This is a genomic window from Acinetobacter sp. P8-3-8 (assembly GCF_000214135.1).
Classification (GTDB): Bacteria; Pseudomonadota; Gammaproteobacteria; order Pseudomonadales; family Moraxellaceae; genus Acinetobacter.
Window position 1 is genome coordinate 82,564 of record NZ_AFIE01000007.1, and the last position, 16,963, is coordinate 99,526.

At 38.2% G+C, this 16,963-nt stretch carries 24 protein-coding genes and 1 pseudogene; 16 read left to right on the plus strand and 9 right to left on the minus strand.

The genetic code is table 11. The features are described 5' to 3' along the window. Nucleotides 1-3: 3 nt before the first annotated feature. From GGG_RS0105235 to GGG_RS0105265, 7 genes are read right to left on the minus strand one after another with little or no spacing between them, the layout of a single operon-like run. A complete protein-coding gene (locus tag GGG_RS0105235) occupies nucleotides 4-309 on the minus strand; it encodes a hypothetical protein (protein WP_010112830.1) in 306 nt (101 codons plus the stop codon). Further along, nucleotides 306-1,031 (minus strand): hypothetical protein, encoded by a 726-nt coding sequence (locus GGG_RS0105240; RefSeq protein WP_010112831.1) that lies wholly within the window; start codon nucleotides 1,029-1,031, stop codon nucleotides 306-308. The genes GGG_RS0105235 and GGG_RS0105240 overlap by 4 nt, the downstream gene beginning before the upstream one ends. Continuing rightward, nucleotides 1,028-1,285 (minus strand): hypothetical protein, encoded by a 258-nt coding sequence (locus GGG_RS0105245; protein ID WP_010112832.1) that lies wholly within the window; start codon nucleotides 1,283-1,285, stop codon nucleotides 1,028-1,030. The genes GGG_RS0105240 and GGG_RS0105245 overlap by 4 nt, the downstream gene beginning before the upstream one ends. Continuing rightward, nucleotides 1,272-1,667 (minus strand): zinc-finger-containing protein, encoded by a 396-nt coding sequence (locus GGG_RS0105250; protein ID WP_010112834.1) that lies wholly within the window; start codon nucleotides 1,665-1,667, stop codon nucleotides 1,272-1,274. Before GGG_RS0105250 ends, GGG_RS0105245 begins: the two co-directional genes overlap by 14 nt. Further along, entirely contained in the window at nucleotides 1,664-1,945 is a 282-nt protein-coding gene (locus GGG_RS19515; protein WP_010112836.1) for a hypothetical protein, read from the minus strand. Before GGG_RS19515 ends, GGG_RS0105250 begins: the two co-directional genes overlap by 4 nt. A gap of 2 nt (nucleotides 1,946-1,947) precedes the next feature. After that, nucleotides 1,948-2,280, minus strand: coding sequence for a hypothetical protein (locus tag GGG_RS0105260; RefSeq protein ID WP_010112838.1), 333 nt, complete (start codon nucleotides 2,278-2,280; stop codon nucleotides 1,948-1,950). A gap of 8 nt (nucleotides 2,281-2,288) precedes the next feature. Then, nucleotides 2,289-2,516: a Cro/CI family transcriptional regulator gene (locus GGG_RS0105265; protein WP_004761406.1), complete on the minus strand. Its 228-nt coding sequence runs from the start codon at nucleotides 2,514-2,516 to the stop codon at nucleotides 2,289-2,291. Between the two features lie 107 nt (nucleotides 2,517-2,623). Between GGG_RS0105265 and GGG_RS0105270 the strand changes: the two genes are divergently transcribed. The 15 genes and pseudogenes from GGG_RS0105270 (at nucleotide 2,624) to GGG_RS0105340 (ending at nucleotide 13,409) form a co-directional block, all read left to right on the plus strand. Continuing rightward, on the plus strand, nucleotides 2,624-3,349 hold the full coding sequence (locus tag GGG_RS0105270; RefSeq protein ID WP_010112841.1) for a helix-turn-helix transcriptional regulator: 726 nt from the start codon (nucleotides 2,624-2,626) through the stop codon (nucleotides 3,347-3,349). A 74-nt stretch (nucleotides 3,350-3,423) separates the two neighbouring features. Beyond that, nucleotides 3,424-3,750, plus strand: a complete 327-nt coding sequence (locus GGG_RS0105275; RefSeq protein ID WP_004761409.1) for a hypothetical protein — start codon at nucleotides 3,424-3,426, stop codon at nucleotides 3,748-3,750. Between the two features lie 200 nt (nucleotides 3,751-3,950). After that, on the plus strand, nucleotides 3,951-4,280 hold the full coding sequence (locus tag GGG_RS0105280; RefSeq protein ID WP_010112842.1) for a hypothetical protein: 330 nt from the start codon (nucleotides 3,951-3,953) through the stop codon (nucleotides 4,278-4,280). A 53-nt stretch (nucleotides 4,281-4,333) separates the two neighbouring features. Then, nucleotides 4,334-5,158, plus strand: a complete 825-nt coding sequence (locus tag GGG_RS0105285; RefSeq protein ID WP_010112844.1) for a DUF2303 family protein — start codon at nucleotides 4,334-4,336, stop codon at nucleotides 5,156-5,158. Nucleotides 5,159-5,251: 93 nt separating this feature from the next. Continuing rightward, nucleotides 5,252-5,692: a hypothetical protein gene (locus tag GGG_RS0105290; protein ID WP_010112845.1), complete on the plus strand. Its 441-nt coding sequence runs from the start codon at nucleotides 5,252-5,254 to the stop codon at nucleotides 5,690-5,692. Between the two features lies 1 nt (nucleotide 5,693). Beyond that, a complete protein-coding gene (locus GGG_RS0105295; RefSeq protein ID WP_010112846.1) occupies nucleotides 5,694-6,080 on the plus strand; it encodes a hypothetical protein in 387 nt (128 codons plus the stop codon). Beyond that, complete coding sequence (locus tag GGG_RS0105300) at nucleotides 6,077-6,595, plus strand: hypothetical protein (protein WP_010112847.1); 519 nt, start codon at nucleotides 6,077-6,079, stop codon at nucleotides 6,593-6,595. Before GGG_RS0105295 ends, GGG_RS0105300 begins: the two co-directional genes overlap by 4 nt. Then, nucleotides 6,592-7,581: a YqaJ viral recombinase family protein gene (locus GGG_RS0105305; RefSeq protein ID WP_010112849.1), complete on the plus strand. Its 990-nt coding sequence runs from the start codon at nucleotides 6,592-6,594 to the stop codon at nucleotides 7,579-7,581. Before GGG_RS0105300 ends, GGG_RS0105305 begins: the two co-directional genes overlap by 4 nt. Nucleotides 7,582-7,592: 11 nt before the next feature. Continuing rightward, the gene (locus GGG_RS0105310) at nucleotides 7,593-8,603 is read left to right on the plus strand and encodes a RecT family recombinase (RefSeq protein ID WP_010112850.1); all 1,011 of its coding nucleotides are present in this window, start codon (nucleotides 7,593-7,595) and stop codon (nucleotides 8,601-8,603) included. Nucleotides 8,604-8,655: 52 nt separating this feature from the next. After that, the gene (locus tag GGG_RS0105315; RefSeq protein WP_010112851.1) at nucleotides 8,656-10,161 is read left to right on the plus strand and encodes a 3'-5' exonuclease; all 1,506 of its coding nucleotides are present in this window, start codon (nucleotides 8,656-8,658) and stop codon (nucleotides 10,159-10,161) included. Beyond that, a pseudogene (locus tag GGG_RS21325) lies at nucleotides 10,149-10,376 on the plus strand (hypothetical protein); the annotation flags it as partial. The gene GGG_RS0105315 and the pseudogene GGG_RS21325, both read left to right, overlap by 13 nt. Before the next feature lie 140 nt (nucleotides 10,377-10,516). Beyond that, a complete protein-coding gene (locus GGG_RS0105325; RefSeq protein WP_010112853.1) occupies nucleotides 10,517-11,071 on the plus strand; it encodes a hypothetical protein in 555 nt (184 codons plus the stop codon). After that, entirely contained in the window at nucleotides 11,071-11,352 is a 282-nt protein-coding gene (locus GGG_RS0105330; protein ID WP_009586842.1) for a pyocin activator PrtN family protein, read from the plus strand. Before GGG_RS0105325 ends, GGG_RS0105330 begins: the two co-directional genes overlap by 1 nt. A gap of 234 nt (nucleotides 11,353-11,586) precedes the next feature. Further along, nucleotides 11,587-12,795: a DUF1615 family protein gene (locus GGG_RS0105335; protein ID WP_010112858.1), complete on the plus strand. Its 1,209-nt coding sequence runs from the start codon at nucleotides 11,587-11,589 to the stop codon at nucleotides 12,793-12,795. After that, nucleotides 12,762-13,409, plus strand: a complete 648-nt coding sequence (locus tag GGG_RS0105340) for an HAD-IB family hydrolase (protein WP_010112860.1) — start codon at nucleotides 12,762-12,764, stop codon at nucleotides 13,407-13,409. Before GGG_RS0105335 ends, GGG_RS0105340 begins: the two co-directional genes overlap by 34 nt. 168 nt (nucleotides 13,410-13,577) lie before the next feature. On the opposite strand, the gene proB is transcribed toward GGG_RS0105340, so the two are convergent. Continuing rightward, complete coding sequence (proB, locus tag GGG_RS0105345) at nucleotides 13,578-14,711, minus strand: glutamate 5-kinase (protein WP_010112862.1); 1,134 nt, start codon at nucleotides 14,709-14,711, stop codon at nucleotides 13,578-13,580. 40 nt (nucleotides 14,712-14,751) lie between these two features. After that, complete coding sequence (gene cgtA, locus GGG_RS0105350; protein ID WP_010112864.1) at nucleotides 14,752-15,966, minus strand: Obg family GTPase CgtA; 1,215 nt, start codon at nucleotides 15,964-15,966, stop codon at nucleotides 14,752-14,754. A 316-nt stretch (nucleotides 15,967-16,282) separates the two neighbouring features. Here cgtA and prfH point away from each other — a divergent pair, with 316 nt between their 5' ends. Continuing rightward, complete coding sequence (prfH, locus tag GGG_RS0105355; RefSeq protein WP_010112866.1) at nucleotides 16,283-16,873, plus strand: peptide chain release factor H; 591 nt, start codon at nucleotides 16,283-16,285, stop codon at nucleotides 16,871-16,873. Nucleotides 16,874-16,963: the final 90 nt, after the last annotated feature.

A 16,963-nucleotide genomic window follows, 5' to 3' on the forward strand; every position in this document is an offset into this window, starting at 1 on the left:
ACCTCACCACAAATCTTCGCTGCATACCCCAAGGCGAGAAAACTTCATCTCACCAAGGGCTATCAGTTCAAGTTGATTTGCACAAAATTCCAACTGACCACATTCAACTGCATGTAAAAAAGCTTGTGGTCGTGTATAGAACTTCCCATTTTCACAATAGAAACCCTGATGCGCAGATTTCCCCCATTGGTTTTGAATATCTGGTACCAAACCAAGTGACAAAATAATATTGATACAATCTGCATGGCGATTAGGTTTTGGTAGAGCGACCATAAGCTCACCTGCTTTAACAGCAACTCCTATAATCATGCTGCCCCCTCATATCCAATGGTTTTACCGCTACCACCTAACACCTGGTCAGCAATCCATAATTTACGTAAACGATCTTCAGCTAACTCATGTCCAGCATTTACCCACTCAGCAACTGCTAAAAATTCCTGGTAGCACTTGGTATTGATAAATTTAATATCAGCTTCGATAAGGACCTGAATTTGTTCAATACCAAAATCCTCAGGTATATTTTTCTGAGATTCGATTTCTTTAATGATTTCCTGATCCAAACCAAGCCAACCAACCTTTTTCAATCCATGGCCAAGATCAATTTTGCAATCTTTCTTGCCACGTAATAATTCGATATGGCTCATGCTTGGCAAATCACGACGAAATTCAACCGTGACCATTGGTTTGCTCAAATCATCAAGATTCATCATGTGAATATCAGCAGATAATTTCCATGCTTCTGGTTGTTCAACATGACCAAGAATTAAAGCAATGGATAAATCCTGATAGTCATATGCACCAATGGTGAAGTGATAAGGCAGTGTTTCCGCATGAGGGAACTTATCTAATAAGGATTTTTCCCCGATTTTTTTGTCTTCAATGAAGTCACGTACATGAGATGAGATAAATTCCATACTCATTTCATAAGTTTCAGAAATATCTTTTTTGTACTGTGCTTCCTGTTGAAGCTGTTTTACCTGTGAAGGCAATAATTTGTTTGGATTAACCTTTTTGGTGCGCTTCTTTTTCATGCTGCCACCTTCTTTTCATGACTTGAACGAACTTTATTCACACCTTTTACATGATGTGGTCTATAAACACGGTCATAGCAGCCTTTACATGCTGATTCTGGTCGAAATGTAATGGTTCCATCCTTTAACTTTGATTTCACCATGAACCAAAACTCTGAATCTGTAGGCCAATATTCATCACAGTGCTTACAAAGTTTTTCTTTGCCTAGTTCAGTAAAGATATACATAGGTTTTTTAGCTTCATTTGATTTCATGCTGCACCGCCTTGATTTGTTCATTCATGCAAATTGAATAAACTTTTTTGCACTGATCAACATCAAACATCCCAATATGGCAGTCATTTGGATGAATATTCATTACTTCAGCCAAAGCTTTATAGGCTTCCTTGCGCTTCATGTGTCCATCACGCCATAACGGATCAAACACTCGATGTGCTATAGACTTCCATTTTCTAAGTTCAGCATTTGCCAATCGACCAAGTGAATTTTTAGTACCAGGGTGACAACCAACATAGGCATCACAAGGCACACATTGGTAGAACCATTTATGTGACAGGTCAGGTCTATGAGGGTAAATGGCTGTGCCATCTACTCCTTCAGACTCTTTATTGCAGTATGGACAGATTGGATTTGTCATGACTGCACCTCCACCACTGCACCGCCATGCTCATGTAAGCAAATCTGCACACCGTTTGGGCAGGTACAGTATTTTTTAGAGATTACGCAATAAGCCACTTCAACCGACTTATCTTCCCCATCAGTAGCTAAATCAACACCAATGAAATATGCACTATCTGGTGCAACACCCAATTCAAATTCACGTTTTTCAATTTGCTGAACTAAACAGTGATGGCACTGTTCCCCTTTAAACTCTGGACATTTGCCAGCGCACTTATGTTCTGTTAAATTACTCATGTTCATTTTCCTGAATGATTATGAATTGCTGTACTAGAAGCCTGACCTGCAATGTCGGGCTTTTTTAATGCCTGCCAAAAACTTTTTAAATTTCTGCATACATTCTTGAATACACTGGTAGACGTTGTATTCTTTGATTTTTCTATGTGCTCAGATGATGATTGACCTGTCTCCAGTTCGATCTTTTTATCTATGGCATCTCTTAACCACTTAGCACGATCACTACCTTGGCTTTCAGCCAAAGTATCAATGATCTCTTGGACTTCCAGCGGTACACGTGTTGACATGGGTGCCAACAGTTTTTTGCTGAATACAAACATTATTTTTGTTTCCATAGGTTCACCTATTGAATTTGTTCAGGCTCTCTTAGTTCAATCCAAATGTCCTGATAATCTTCTGGGAAAAGGTCTTTGCGTGTGCAGATTCCACGATCTTCTGCAATCACAGCTAGGCGGATTTTTCTGTCAGTTGGAATAGCTTTCCAACCACTCACTGAAGGTCCTGTAATACCTAAAAGCCGTGCAACTGCATTACATCCACCAAGGGCTTCTATAAGTTGGTTGTCATTCATGTTGCTCTCCTATAACAAAAGCAATTATTAGGCATTCCTTATAAATAATCAATAGGCATACCTAATTTTATTCGTGTTAGGATTTCCTAATGATTTGAGAGTTATTTATGAAGACACTTGCTGAAAGACTAAAATATGCAATGGAAGTTTTACCACCTAAAAAAATTAAGGGTGTAGAACTTGCTCGTGCTGTTGGTGTTAAGCCACCATCTGTTAGTGACTGGCTTTCTGGTAAATCTAAAACAATGGAGGGGGAGAATCTTTTACGTGCAGCACATCACTTGAATGTAAATCCTATTTGGCTAGCTACTGGGAAAGGCTCACCTAAACAAGATGGTGAAATTAATCCTCAATTCACCCAGGTAAATGAATGGGATAGCAATACTCCAGTAGATGACGACGAAGTAGAAATCCCATTTTTCAAGGATTTTTCTTTTGCTTGTGGCGGTGGTTCATTCAATGAAGCTATTGCTAATGAAAGACGTAAATTAAGAATGTCCAAAGCTACTTTACGCAATTTAGCAATCACAGAATCTAATGCTGTTGCAGCAACTGCATCAGGTGACTCAATGACACCAACCATTAATGATGGCGATACAATTCACATCGATCTTGGTCGCAAAGAGGTTAAAGATGGTCGTATCTATGTGATTTGTATAGGTGGGCTTCATTACTGCAAGCGTTTATATAACCTACCCTTTGGTGGAATCCGATTGTTATCTGATAATTCAGAAGAATATAAAGAAATTGAACTAACAGCAGAAGAAAGAATCTCTCAACAATTTGAAATTATTGGTTGGGTTTGGCAGATTGCGAAATTGGAAAAATGGTAACACCTGAAGGTATAAGTGTTTTAAGCCCAAACGAGTAAGAAAAAATTAAATAATTATAATTTAGGTATTTAAAAATGCATGACTTTATATATAACTTGGGCATTATTGGTTTAATAATTATATTTTTTTATATCGTTTTTTGGCTTGATCGCAGAAATAAGCCAAGTGAACTTGATTTACTCAGAAATCACTTACAAAGAGTCACGCACCCCAATTTAACAGTTAAGGGTTTTGGTAATTATCATATCGAATATGTAATAAGAGGACACCAAACTTTCGAATATTTTAAATACTGTAGCCAATATGAAAAAAGCTTAGAAATAATGAAAAAAGACTCATCTATAAAAATTTTGAACCATGGCTTAACTGGCTATCGTGACTGGGAGAAATGGGGAAATTAATATTACAAATTTGGCAATCCACCTATCTTAATGATCTAATAAAATTCCAAAAAACTCCACTCAACCTGCTCTATGCAGGTTTTCTTTTATCAAAAACAAAATATTAGGCAAACCTAAAAATAAATTAGGAATACCTATTGACTAAATAATTAGGTTTGCCTAATATTTATCTCACACACCAACCCAATGTGAGGTAAAAAATGTCTACCAAACCAACCAACGCACAGCAATTTGTTGCTGACTTAGGTGCAGGAACCTTTGCTAACCAACTCGGTGCAGCTATCAGCATGGTTTCTCAAGGTGCTGTTCAGCACAACAAAAAAGGGCAAATCAAAATCACACTTGATATTGCTCGTATCGGTGATTCAAGCCAGGTCGAAATTGCACACACACTCGCTTTTGTTGAACCAACAGCAAAAGGTAAACGTGCAGAGGACACCACCTCAAAAACTCCAATGCATTTGAATGCCGGTGGTGATGTCACGTTGTTCGCTAACCATACAAGCCAATTATTCACCGAAGATGCTTAAACAGCCCCCTTCTCATTACAACAATTTTACCAACCATCCATAAGGTACTGAAAATGGAAAACTCTGCTAAAGAAATCGTTGAACTTGCGTTACCTGTAAATGATTTATCTCGTGGTCAACTTGTTGCCATTCATGAAAACTTCAATATTCATGATTTAGAACAATTTCAAGCTGGTCGTAACCGTGCACGTGGTGTTTTAAAAACCCCATCTTTTGATGATTTCAAAAGTTATGTTTTAGGTAATACACAGTCTGAAAATTCTGTTCCTGAAGTAAAAGTTTATGCCCCTGTATTTGTTGACCACAAAAATGTATCAGCAACGGCAATTTTAAACTTCAAAGTTGTTGGATTGGCTCAAGGTCATTGTGACCATAAAGCAGTGTTACAGCTTGAACCAACTGTAGTTTGGGAAAAGCTTAATCAACTTAAAGATAACAAACTCAATCAAAAGCGTTTTGCAACATTACTTGAAGATTGGGCAAGTGTATTCGCTGCAACAAGTGAAACTGGTGAAACCATCCATATTGCGGAAGCAATTAATGCAGTTCGCAACATGAAAGTTGGCGCATCTTCAACTACTGACTCGTCAGTATCAAACATGCAAGAAACTCGCTCAGTCTTTGACAAAGTTGAAGCTTCAAGCACAGCAGGGAAATTACCAAGTTATTTTGAAATCATTGATCCAGCTTATGTTGGTCTTGATGACAAAACTATTCGCTTGCGTCTTGTAGTAAATAGCTCAGATGGTGAGCCATCGTTTGCATTGCAAATCGTTAAAGAAGAACTCTTGCGTAATGAAATTATTCAAGAATTCAAAGAAAAAGTGATTGCCTTGCTTCCTGAAAACCCTGTCCGTATTGGTACCTTTTCCGCTTAAAACTAAAAATTAAGCAATAAAAAGCCCCGAAATTTTGATCGAGGACGGGGCTTCTTTAAGGCGTATAGCAATCGCTATAAGGAGATTATGAACATGGTTTCATTAAATTTCAAATCAATTTTGTTGGGTTTAGGTGGTGCAGTAGCAATGACAGCTGTTTTTGCGTCTGTGCAAATGTATCAACCAGCCAAGCTACCTGTTGAAGAACAGCAGCAGATCACAGTGGCATCAGACATCTACAAGGTGGATGAGCTCGATTTAGGCCCATACAACGACTGTCAACATGACTGTCATGCAACCTTATTAACAGCAAATAACCAGTATTACATCGAAGTGAATTTTGACTATTCAGGTTTCGATGATGGTAACGGCTTTAATCGTGCTGTAGGCATTCAGATTGATCGCTTAGAACCTGAATTGGTCGGTGATGAAGATGGCGAAATCAATGCATATCTTGATCGTTATGAACTCGTAAAAATCAATGATGCTCTTGAAGACTCTATCGCTGTGAAATTGCATAAATTGAGAGGTTAATATGCTTGATTTAATTGAAATTAAAACAGCTTCTAGTGAACCAACCGATCACTCTAAAAGCCTTCAAGCTGATGTATATCAAGCTTTATTTGGTGAACCTGTTAAATACAACGAATTTGAATTCGATATTGGGAATAAAACTGTTATTTGCCTAATGCGTGGCTTTCCTTGGCATGTGGTTTTTAAAGATGAACCATTTGATCAGCATAACGGTGAATTTTGGGGATGGAACCCTCTAAAGGTTAAGGGTTCTGGTCGATTTGGTGGTGGATGGGCTTTCAAATTTGGTATCTCTTCAAATGAGAATTTCCGTGAATTAGTTATTGATGTGGGTATTGGTTCAATTTGTTTGGAAATTATGAATTTACGTAGAGGATTTAGAGCATGAGTTATACAACTGTTTTAGCTGTTCATCCTGGCGAAAAAGTCGAGGAACTATTTGAACTTGGTAATGCTTGGGGTTCAGCACCAGTAATTTGGGATGCCATGGCTCAAAAGTATCTGGATAAACCACATTTTATGGCTGCTACTTTTGAAGATAGTGGTGAAAAACTTTGGGCTCTGTGTCGTGATGAATCTGTTCCATTGGTTCATCGTACCCTCCATTTAATGACAATGGATCGAATGTACATTGAGAAAAAAGATTTCAAACATGCAGCACAAGATATACGTGCATTTTTAAATGATTTTCCTCAGCCTGAAGACCACATTAATCATTGGCCAGCAATTGCAGACTATTTAGATACTGATCCAGATGTACCTGCGATTGGATTTCATATGACTTCTGTTTCTGATAACCCATTTCACGGTGATTGGGATGAAGAAAATGAGGATTACGGTTCTCTAAATTGGGCTACTTGCCAAAGTGTTTATGAAAGTATCAAAGGGAGTGTTGAAGCATGAATACCCAAGTTAATCGTGACCAATTTCTTGCAGGTCGTAAAAAAGGTATCGGTGGTTCAGACGTTGCTGCGATCCTTGGTTTTAGCCCATACAAATCACCATACCAATTGTGGCTTGATAAAACAGGTCGTAGTGAACGTAAAGAATCACAAAACGAGTCTGCACATTTCGGCAACTTACTTGAAGACGTTGTTGCAAAAGAGTTCTCACGTCGCTCAGGTATGAAAGTTCAACGTGTTACTCAGCAATTAACTCTTGAAAACATTGGAGAGTCTTGGGCTATCGGTAATATTGACCGTGCTGTAGTAAATCCTGAAATCGCAGGTCGTGTTTATTTCGATAAAGATGGCAAGTTGACCACTGACCAAGGTTTGGAATGTAAAACGGCTTCTGAATATCTTTCTAAATTATTCGGTGAAGAAGGTTCAGACCAAATTCCAGACTATTACCTTACTCAATGCCTTTGGTACATGAAGCTTACAGGCTTCCAAGTATGGCACCTTGCCGTTCTCATTGGTGGTAATAAGTTCCGTATGTATCGCATTGAACGTGATGACGATTTAATTGAATCAATCTTTAAACAAGTTAAAGCATTTTGGTTCAACCATGTCATTGCTGATGTGCCACCAGACCCTACTTGTTTTGATGATGTTTTGCATCGTTGGTCAAATCATGTTGTGGGTAAACAAGTCGAAGCTGATTTTGAACATATCAAGCTTGCTGAAGAACTTATCACTGTTCAAGGTCGCCAAAAAGCGGACAAGGCTCGTGAAGATGAAATCAAGTTAAAGATTGTCTCCACGATGCAGGATGCTGAAATGATGATTAGCCAGGGCAAGTCCATCTGTACCTACAAAGAACAATCCTCTACTCGTATCGACAGTACGCTGTTGAAAAAAGAAGAACCTGATTTATTTGCGAAATATAGCAAAACCTCAAGCACCCGAGTTTTCCGTATTTCAAACAAATTTAAAGAAACAATTTAAGGAATTTTATTATGAACGCATTAACAACCCCACAAAATGGTCAGATTGCCCACTTAACTGCTTTTGACATCATGATGAATCCTGAAATTATGGATCGTTTTGAGCGTATTGCAAGTGTCATGGCTTCCTCTAAGTTTGCAGTGCCTAAACATCTTCAGGGTAATACTGGAGATTGTTTAGCCATCATTATGCAATCAGCACAGTGGCAAATGGACCCTTTTGCTGTTGCTCAAAAAACTCATCAAATTAATGGTGTATTAGGGTATGAAGCGCAACTTGTGAATGCTGTGATTACCAATCGTGCACCTATCACAGGTCGTTTAAATTTTGAATGGTATGGCGATTGGGCAAAGATCAACGGCAAGGAAGATAAATCATGGGATAAAGGCATTAAAGTTTGGGCAACATTAAAGGGTGAAACTTCTCCACGTGAAATTGATATTTCTATGGGACAAGTAGGCTCAGTACGCAATTCACCTTTATGGGTAAGTGATCCACGCCAACAACTTGCGTATCTTGCTATTAAACGCTGGTCACGCTTATATACACCCGATGTAATTCTAGGTGTTTATACCCCAGATGAGATTGTTGAACGTGAAGAACTTGATGTTACCCCAGTTCAATCAACGGTAAAAAAACATCAAGGTGCATCGGGTTTAAAAGCTCAGATGGCTGAACGTGAACAGTCTCAAGAAACTGTTATTGATATGGCACCCGAGTTCAATACAGCAGCATTAATTGCACAAATTTATGCGACTGAAACACTGGAACAGCTAAAAGAAGTCAGCAACACAGTACCTACTAACTTAGGTGAACCTGCGCAAACTGAAATTAAAAATGCTCATGGCTGGCAGAAGTTCTACTTGCAGTTGCTTGTTGATCTTGAAGATGCTGGTGATGTTGAAATTATCAACTCAATTATGGGTGAGCGTTTTGAGCCCAATACGTCTGGCTTATCTGATGTTCAAATCGACAAGATCAATTCAATTTACGAACGTAAAGCAGCTGAATTAACAACATAACATTGGCATGTGGTGCCCTCATCTACGAGGGTGCCAATAGTGAGATAGAGATATGAATCCAACTATTGAACAACAACATGCCATTGATATGGCATTACATGGTCAGTCTTGTAAAGTGACCGCTTACGCTGGTGCTGGTAAGACCTCTACCCTTAAATTGATTGGCAATGCGAAGTCTAATCAATACGGTATGTATCTGGCATTTAACAAGGCGATTGCAACAGAAGCACAGTCTAAATTTAACCAAAATGTTAAATGCAAAACATTTCACAGCCTAGCTTATAACTCTGTTCCCCGTTGGTTGACCAATAAACTTAAAAATCGTCGTTTGATGTCAAACCAATTGGCATCTCGCCACGATCTTGAGAATTATCAAGTACCAGTAGCCTTGGTAAAACAACGTGGTGAAGATGACCAGAAACGTTTATTTAACTCAAAACGTATGGCCACATCAATGATGAATGCCGTTGGATATTTCTGCCGATCCAATTACAACGAAATTCAACTATCACAGGTTTACGCTGCACTTCCCGATTGGATGGATGATACATACCGTGCTGAATTAGCAAATATCCTATTACCTAAGGCACATGATTATTGGAATGACATTTTAAATCCTGCTGGAATTAACCGTCTCGAACATGATCATTACCTAAAATATTGGGCTTTGAGTAACCCAGTCATTAATGCTGACTTTATTTTATTCGATGAAGCACAAGATGCTGATCCAATCATGTTGAATGTATTGAGTAAGCAAGGTGCTCAGGTAATTTATGTTGGTGATCGTCACCAGCAAATCTATGCGTTTCGTGGTGCTGTCAATGCGATGCAATCCCTAGATATTGCTGAAACACGTTTAAGTCAATCATTCCGTTTTGGTGAAAACATTGCTGATCTTGCAAATAAAATTTTGTTCAACGTTTTGGATGAAGAAATTCCATTACGTGGTTTTGAACAGATAGATTCACAGGTTAACGAAATTAGCGATGAAATTGCCGATGCATTTATTTATCGCACCAATGCTGCTGCCCTTTCTAATATGGTTGAGTTAGTGAAAATTGGACGTGAACCACGCTTGGAGGTTGATACAGGTTCTTTATTAAAAAACATTGAAGATGCCAAAAAAGTTAAATCTGGAATAAAAGTCCATGATGGAAGTGTGTTTGAAGGCTTTAGCAATTGGGAAGAAGTCATTGAATATACAAATGAAGTTTCAGGTAATGACTTAAAAGCACTTGTTAGCCTAATCAATAAAGTGGGTGAAGAAGCTCTAATCAGCTCATTACTAAAAAGTAATTCTAGTGATTATGACTGCATTGTGACCACAGCTCATAAGTCTAAAGGCTTGGAGTTTAACAAGGTCAAACTTGGTGGTGATTTCTTTTATAAAGAAGCTGCTGCACCTGGTGAAAAAATCCTAACCGAAGATGAAGCTCGACTTTTATATGTTGCTGCTACTCGAGCTAAAAAGCAGTTAGATATTTCTGCATTGAACCCACTATTTAAAAAGATTGGATATAACACTCAAGCTGAGGTAAATGCCTTATGCGTCCAATAGTAAAACAGAAAAACTTCTTAGGCTTCAAAATCTGGTTAGAAAAACTGGGGTATGAGGTGAAGCAGTTAGATGGTGGTTTTGTGGCACGAGCAAAAAGTCGAGAAGCACAACGAGCATATAAAAAGTCACATCATTATGTGCGTGTTGGCTCAGACCTTTCAGGTAATCAAGCAGCTTATGAGCTTGGAGCTGAATTTGAAAACCATCTTCGTGCACCTGAACAGACTTGTACAGCAAAAGCAGAAAAGGAAATTCTGCATATTGTTAAAGGTGAATTACATGGAATGAGTTGTCTGGTGGCTTGGTTGGTAGTGAACGGATTTGTATTTATTAACTTTGAATTATGGTGGCTGTGATGCAAACAATTGTTAATTTTGATTTAGAAACTGAGCTTAAAGCACATCTTAATTATTTTATTCAGGCAAATAACTTGCCAGCCGACTTTATATTAAAACAAAACCCTCAAATAGATCGAGAGTTTGAAGTAAGCGAAAAATCTTGGATTACACGTGCAACACCAAAGGTGCCAGCAAAAGTGATTGTAAAGGCATCTGTTCGATATTGGGAAGATTCTACAATTAATGGTGTTGAAGATACTGATAGTGGTGACAGCACACCTTGTAAAAATGGCGATTTATGGTGTCCAGTCATTAATGTGGCTACTGGAATTATTGAGAATTGGGAAATTGGGAAAACTGCAAGTATCCATTTTAAAGTAGCGGATGGCTGTGGTTGGGAGTTGGTAGATTCAATTGGTAATACAATTAAATCACAAGAAGATGGATATGTCCCTAGAACTCTGTGCCCTGCTGAAAATGGTTATGGCGATTACATCATTATGAATATTGATGGAAAAGGTCAAATTGAAAAATGGCGTTTTGATATTGATGATTTTCTGGAGGATGAATAATGGGAGTAGCTATCAATCGAAATGACCAAATCGACACATCAATGATGTTGATTCTGCGTTATAAAAGACCTGTTGTTGCCTTAAAAGATATTGTTGAAGATTACATGCCACATTTAGATATGGCAGCTGCAAAACAACGAGCAGCTAAATGTAAACTACCTTTCCCAGCATTTAAGGTAGATGGTAATAAATCTGAATACTTTGTAAACTTAACGGATGTTGCAGTTTGGTTGGATTCACTGCAAAAAGAGTCTCAGAGAAATTGGAGTGAGGTGAATTGATTTCACCTCATTTTTTACGCCAATTCTACGCCATACGCCACGCAAAAAACACTAAGATATTGATTATAAATTATTATTATAAATAGTCTAACCCACCGGCCATAGGAGCGACGATTAAATTATTTGACAGTTGATACGGACCAATATACATATATATTCATACATTTTAAGATAGTCATAGTATACTTCATCCGCTCATCGAGCTCATCCATTTCTAAACGTGTTTTCAGTCGTATGATAAAAATTGGTTTACAAAATATCTTGATTCGTTCCGCTTGCTTAACAACGCTTGTTCTTGGGCTTACTGCTTGTGGCAATGGCTCATGGTGGTCAAATGATGATGAACCTGAGTTAGAAAGTGAACAAATACGTAAGCTTATTCCAAACCGAGTCAATGATCGAAAATCATGGGCGCAAGATATTTTTGATATTTCAGAAGAATTAAAAATTCCTCGCAGCAAAGAAAATATCTGCACGATTATTGCTGTCGTAGATCAAGAATCAAATTTTATTGCCAATCCAAATGTTCCTGGTTTAGGTACGAAAGCTGTTAAAGAAGTCAGCACACGCCTACAAGAAAAGTTTGAAGATAAGTTAGGTACAACCATTGGCGGCCCACTTGCTGAATATTTTCAGGATGTATTAAAAAACCAACCAACACCTGAAGACAACTATTTAAAACAAATGAGTCGAGTCAAAAACGAAAAAGAACTGGATGTTCTTTATCGTGAAATTTTTGACTATATGACAAAGCATTATCATATCAGTGCTTTAACAGGTGCTGCGAAATTCGTCGGACAAGATTTTGCTGAGAAGTTGAACCCAATTACCACTTTAGGTTCAATGCAAGTTCATATTAACTATGCCAAAGAACATAAGCGTAGCAGTATGAGCACCAATGAATTACGTGATGATTTATATACAGAATATGGTGGTTTGTACTATGGTATCCATCGTTTGATGATGTATCCAGCTGATTATGATAAGCCAATTTATCGTTTCGCTGATTATAATTCAGGCATGTATTCAAGTCGAAATGCTGCATTTCAAAAAATGATTGAAAAATCGTCAGATGTCGATTTGGACTTAGATGGTGATTTACTCTCTTACGATAAAAATGGTGATCCGCGTCCTGCCATCACGACGACCGAAAAAGCACTGACAGCTTTATTTGCAAAAAATAATGTACTGATCACACCACGCCAGTTACGTGATGATTTGAAAAAAGAGAAAGAGAAAGGTTTTGAAAAAACTCAAACTTATATTGCAGTTTCAAAATTATATAAAGATAAAACAGGCAAAGACCCTATCTATGCAATCATGCCAGAAGTGGTCATTTCAGGCCCTAAACTCAGTCGTGATTATAATACCAATTGGTATGCAAGCCGCGTAAACGGACGATATGAAACATGCATGCAACGAGCAAAACGTATAAGAATCTAGCCTTATTTGATTTTGATGGAACCTTGTGTAAAAAAGACAGTTTCACAGGGTTCATTTTTTATGCTTTATCAAAAAGACATATCGTCAAACAAGGTTTTAAAATTTTACCGTGGATTCAGGCCTATTATTTAAATATCTACCCTGCAGACTCCATGCGCCCTCGCCTTTTTAAAGCCATGTTTAAAGATGCGAAAGCCAATGAAATTTTAACCATTGCTGAAGAATATGCACATAGTTTAACTGAGCAACTCGACTCAAAACTTTATCAACAACTCTTAGACCATCAGCATAATGGCGATGACATTGTTTTAGTTTCGGCTTCGGTTGATTTGTATTTAAAAACAATTTGCCAAATTTTGAATATTGATTTGATTTGTACAGGTACAGAAATTGTGAATAACCAATTCACTGGTCATTATTCAACGCCTGATTGTAGTTGTGAACAAAAACGGATTCGTATTTTAGAAAAATATAATTTAACCCAATATAATAAAATTTATGCCTATGGCAATAGTGAAGAAGATTTAGATATGCTGAGTTTGGCTGATTTTAAATATATGGTTGGCAAAGATCAGGATTTACCTTATTTAGAAGAAGAAAAACGTTTTGCTTAATGTATTTATTTGAATTTTATTGTGTGCTGATTTTTAGATAAAAATACGAAATCTATTCAAGTAAAAAATCACTAAAGCAGTTATTCCATCAGTTAAATATTTTAATCACTTAATAACCTCCCTTTTCCTTGAACCATGAATAGCTCAGGGTAAAGGGAGGTATTTAACTCAATAAATCGCCATATGGTTTCGATGAATCATTTCCAAAGAACGTGCTTCACCTAAAACCTGATGAACTTTATCTGATGCTAAACCTTTGACAATATCTGCTGAACGAGAACTAAAATTGACACGTCCAACTGCAACACGGTGTCCATATTGGTCTACACATTCAACCACATCACCACGTTCAAAATGCCCTTCAACGGCTTTAACACCCACAGGCAACAAACTACGATGATTTTCTTTAATAGCTTTTACTGCGCCATCATCTAAAACCAAACGACCTGCTGTTTGTAAATGTGCGGCTAACCATTGTTGATGCGCTGTCACACGATCATCGTCGGTAATAAATAAAGTACCCAATAATTCGCCTGACATTAAACGAGCCAGAACATTGTCACTTTCACCACTGGCAATCAAGGTTGGGCAACCTGACTTAGCCGCTAAACGTGCAGCACGAACTTTGGTTAGCATACCACCACGTCCAAACTTACCACCACCGCCTGCCATATCAAATAGTGTTTCATCCATCGCACGAACAGTATGGAACAATTTTGCATTCGGATTTGAACGAGGATCAGAATCAAACATGCCTTGTTGATCTGTCAGAATAATTAACAAATCTGCATGTACTTGACCTGCAACCATAGCTGCCAATGTGTCATTGTCACCGAAACGAATTTCATCAGTAGAAACTGTGTCGTTTTCATTGATCACTGGAATCACGCGCCAATCAATTAAATTTTGCAAAGCATCACAAGAGTTTAAATAACGGCGGCGATCAGCCAAATCATCATGGGTTAAGAGTACTTGAGCCGTTTGAATAGTATGGTTTTCCAAAACGCTTGACCACGTTTGGATTAAGCCCATTTGACCAATAGCGGCACAAGCTTGCAGACTGGGTAGATCGGTGGGTCGGCTGTCTAGCTTCATGCGAACCATTCCTTCAGCCACAGCGCCTGAAGACACAAGAATAATCTCATGTCCTGCATTGTGTAGATCTGCAATTTGTTTCGCCCAATGCGAAATTGCTTCCAAATCTAGACCTTGCCCATTTGCTGTGAGTAAAGATGATCCGATTTTAACAACGATACGTTTTAAAGCCTTGAGCTGACGCTGCCCATCTACCACTTCTATCATCTTGTCCTCAGTTCCTATTCTAAGCCGATGTACTTAGAAATTAACGTACGTAGTGCACTTCCATTTCGCCATCATCACCGTCATCGTCTTCATCATCATCTGCCAACATACCTGCAAGACGTTGTTGACGACGCATTTCACGATAAGCTTCTTTCGCTGCAATGGTTTGTTCACGTGTTTCAGCTTCTAACTGATCACGGAATGCTTTCATTTTCGCTGCATATTCAGGATCTTCTGCTTCCAACTCATGTTGTTGTTCAATTTGATCCATCAGATAATACACAACAGGTTTTGTCCCTTCTGCAAGCAAGCCAGAAGTTTCAAACACTGGACCATCCCATTGTAATTCTTCAAGAATATGATTACACCATTCTTCTTTCGTATCATCACTCAACTGATCCACTTTGTTTAAAACAAGTACCATTGGTAATTGTGCCAAAGTTGGAGAGAATTTTTTCAATTCTTCCATAATTGCTTTTGCATTATGAGCTGGGTCTGAACCATCAATCGGTTGTACATCAACAATATGTAAAAGAATACGTGTACGTGCCAAATGCTTAAGGAAGCGAATCCCCAAACCTGCACCTTCTGATGCACCTTCGATTAATCCAGGAATATCAGCCATCACAAATGAACGATGACGATCCGCATCGACCACACCTAAGTTCGGTACCATGGTTGTAAATGGATAATCCGCAACTTTTGGTTTTGCAGCAGAAACTGCACGAATAAAGGTCGATTTCCCTGCATTCGGCATACCAAGTAAACCAACATCCGCAAGAACTTTGAGTTCTAAACGAATTTCACGGTATTCACCTTTAATACCATGTGTACACTTACGTGGTGAACGGTTTGTCGATGATTTAAAATGCGTATTTCCTAAACCACCATCGCCACCAAGTGCAACTAAAACCTTTTGACCGTCTTCAACCAAGTCGCCAATAATATCGCCTGACTCAGTATCCACAATGGTTGTTCCCACTGGAACTTTCAGTGTTACAGACTCACCACCACGGCCAGCACAGTTTGCGCCAGAACCATTTTTACCACGTTCAGCACGAAATCTACGGGTATAACGATAATCTACTAAGGTGCTGGTGTCGTCATCAGCTTGGATATAGACCATCCCACCACGACCACCATCACCACCATCTGGACCGCCAAATGGTACAAATTTTTCACGGCGAAAACTGGCTACGCCATTGCCACCGTCGCCAGCCTCTACGGTAATGACTGCTTCATCAACAAAGCGCATGCTGCCAATCCTCTGAAATCTTTAAAACTGTATATTTTGCCATATTTTGAAAAATTTCTCGAATAGTATTATTCAGCTTGTCATTAAATTTCACTCACTTTGCTTATAATTAAGCGTAAATAGCAATTAAGACTCCACTTTACGGTTGTTTTTTATTCATATTTTTATACAATATCAATCTTGGAAAATAACAACAGCAATTCATTTTTCTCTAAACTTATATTTAAAAGATTTTTCTATTGCTCAACCAAGCTCTATCAAAAGATCAAATTCGGTTATTTTTCAATTTTCAAAAATGATTTAAAGGATTCCAATATTGTCTATCGTCCAAATTAGTGCTGCGCTTGGACCCGCAGAATGTGAACTTGCCGTAAAATACACTTTGCAAGAAATGCAAAAGCAAGCAAAGGCGCAAAAAATACAACTCGATATTATTGAAAATAACAAAACTCAGCATGGATATTCATCTCTGTTGTTGAATATTGCAGATGATGCTCCGACTTGGCTCAACACTTGGTTAGGTACAATTCAATGGACATTCCAAAGTCCAATTCGTCCAAATCATAAACGTAAAAATTGGTTTGTTGGTATTACGCAGTTTGAAACACCACAACAACTCCCAAGTGATGACACGATTCTGTTTCAAGCCTGTCGTGCTTCAGGTGCAGGTGGGCAGCATATCAATACGACTGATTCAGCAATTCATGCAACACATATTGCTTCTGGGATCAGTGTCAAAGTCATGTCTGAGCGCAGTCAACATGCCAATAAACGTTTGGCAAAAGAATTGATTGCTTTAAAATTACAGCAACAACTTGAAAATAATCATGCAAATCATAAGCAAGCACAGCATTTACAACATGCTTTGATTGAACGTGGTAATGCTGTGAAATCGTTTAAGAAGTGAAATATATTTTCAAAACTTTTATTAAACTCACATCTGAGAATCTAAGTATTAAAAAAGGAAGCCGAAGCTTCCTTTTTTAATTTTAAATGC

Bases quoted from the DNA above. Each gene is read 5' to 3' on its own strand.
- GGG_RS0105280 (WP_010112842.1), top strand. From the start codon at position 3,951: ATGTCTACCAAACCAACCAACGCACAGCAATTTGTTGCTGACTTAGGT.
- proB (WP_010112862.1), bottom strand. From the start codon at position 14,711: ATGATAGAAGTGGTAGATGGGCAGCGTCAGCTCAAGGCTTTAAAACGT.
- GGG_RS0105265 (WP_004761406.1), bottom strand. From the start codon at position 2,516: ATGAATGACAACCAACTTATAGAAGCCCTTGGTGGATGTAATGCAGTT.
- GGG_RS0105290 (WP_010112845.1), top strand. From the start codon at position 5,252: ATGGTTTCATTAAATTTCAAATCAATTTTGTTGGGTTTAGGTGGTGCA.
- GGG_RS0105330 (WP_009586842.1), top strand. From the start codon at position 11,071: ATGGGAGTAGCTATCAATCGAAATGACCAAATCGACACATCAATGATG.
- GGG_RS0105315 (WP_010112851.1), top strand. From the start codon at position 8,656: ATGAATCCAACTATTGAACAACAACATGCCATTGATATGGCATTACAT.
- GGG_RS0105270 (WP_010112841.1), top strand. From the start codon at position 2,624: ATGAAGACACTTGCTGAAAGACTAAAATATGCAATGGAAGTTTTACCA.
- GGG_RS0105250 (WP_010112834.1), bottom strand. From the start codon at position 1,667: ATGACAAATCCAATCTGTCCATACTGCAATAAAGAGTCTGAAGGAGTA.
- cgtA (WP_010112864.1), bottom strand. From the start codon at position 15,966: ATGCGCTTTGTTGATGAAGCAGTCATTACCGTAGAGGCTGGCGACGGT.
- GGG_RS0105310 (WP_010112850.1), top strand. From the start codon at position 7,593: ATGAACGCATTAACAACCCCACAAAATGGTCAGATTGCCCACTTAACT.
- GGG_RS0105325 (WP_010112853.1), top strand. From the start codon at position 10,517: ATGCAAACAATTGTTAATTTTGATTTAGAAACTGAGCTTAAAGCACAT.
- GGG_RS0105285 (WP_010112844.1), top strand. From the start codon at position 4,334: ATGGAAAACTCTGCTAAAGAAATCGTTGAACTTGCGTTACCTGTAAAT.
- GGG_RS0105305 (WP_010112849.1), top strand. From the start codon at position 6,592: ATGAATACCCAAGTTAATCGTGACCAATTTCTTGCAGGTCGTAAAAAA.
- GGG_RS0105275 (WP_004761409.1), top strand. From the start codon at position 3,424: ATGCATGACTTTATATATAACTTGGGCATTATTGGTTTAATAATTATA.
- GGG_RS0105245 (WP_010112832.1), bottom strand. From the start codon at position 1,285: ATGAAATCAAATGAAGCTAAAAAACCTATGTATATCTTTACTGAACTA.
- GGG_RS19515 (WP_010112836.1), bottom strand. From the start codon at position 1,945: ATGAGTAATTTAACAGAACATAAGTGCGCTGGCAAATGTCCAGAGTTT.
- GGG_RS0105235 (WP_010112830.1), bottom strand. From the start codon at position 309: ATGATTATAGGAGTTGCTGTTAAAGCAGGTGAGCTTATGGTCGCTCTA.
- GGG_RS0105260 (WP_010112838.1), bottom strand. From the start codon at position 2,280: ATGGAAACAAAAATAATGTTTGTATTCAGCAAAAAACTGTTGGCACCC.
- GGG_RS0105300 (WP_010112847.1), top strand. From the start codon at position 6,077: ATGAGTTATACAACTGTTTTAGCTGTTCATCCTGGCGAAAAAGTCGAG.
- GGG_RS0105335 (WP_010112858.1), top strand. From the start codon at position 11,587: ATGATAAAAATTGGTTTACAAAATATCTTGATTCGTTCCGCTTGCTTA.
- GGG_RS0105340 (WP_010112860.1), top strand. From the start codon at position 12,762: ATGCATGCAACGAGCAAAACGTATAAGAATCTAGCCTTATTTGATTTT.
- GGG_RS0105240 (WP_010112831.1), bottom strand. From the start codon at position 1,031: ATGAAAAAGAAGCGCACCAAAAAGGTTAATCCAAACAAATTATTGCCT.
- GGG_RS0105295 (WP_010112846.1), top strand. From the start codon at position 5,694: ATGCTTGATTTAATTGAAATTAAAACAGCTTCTAGTGAACCAACCGAT.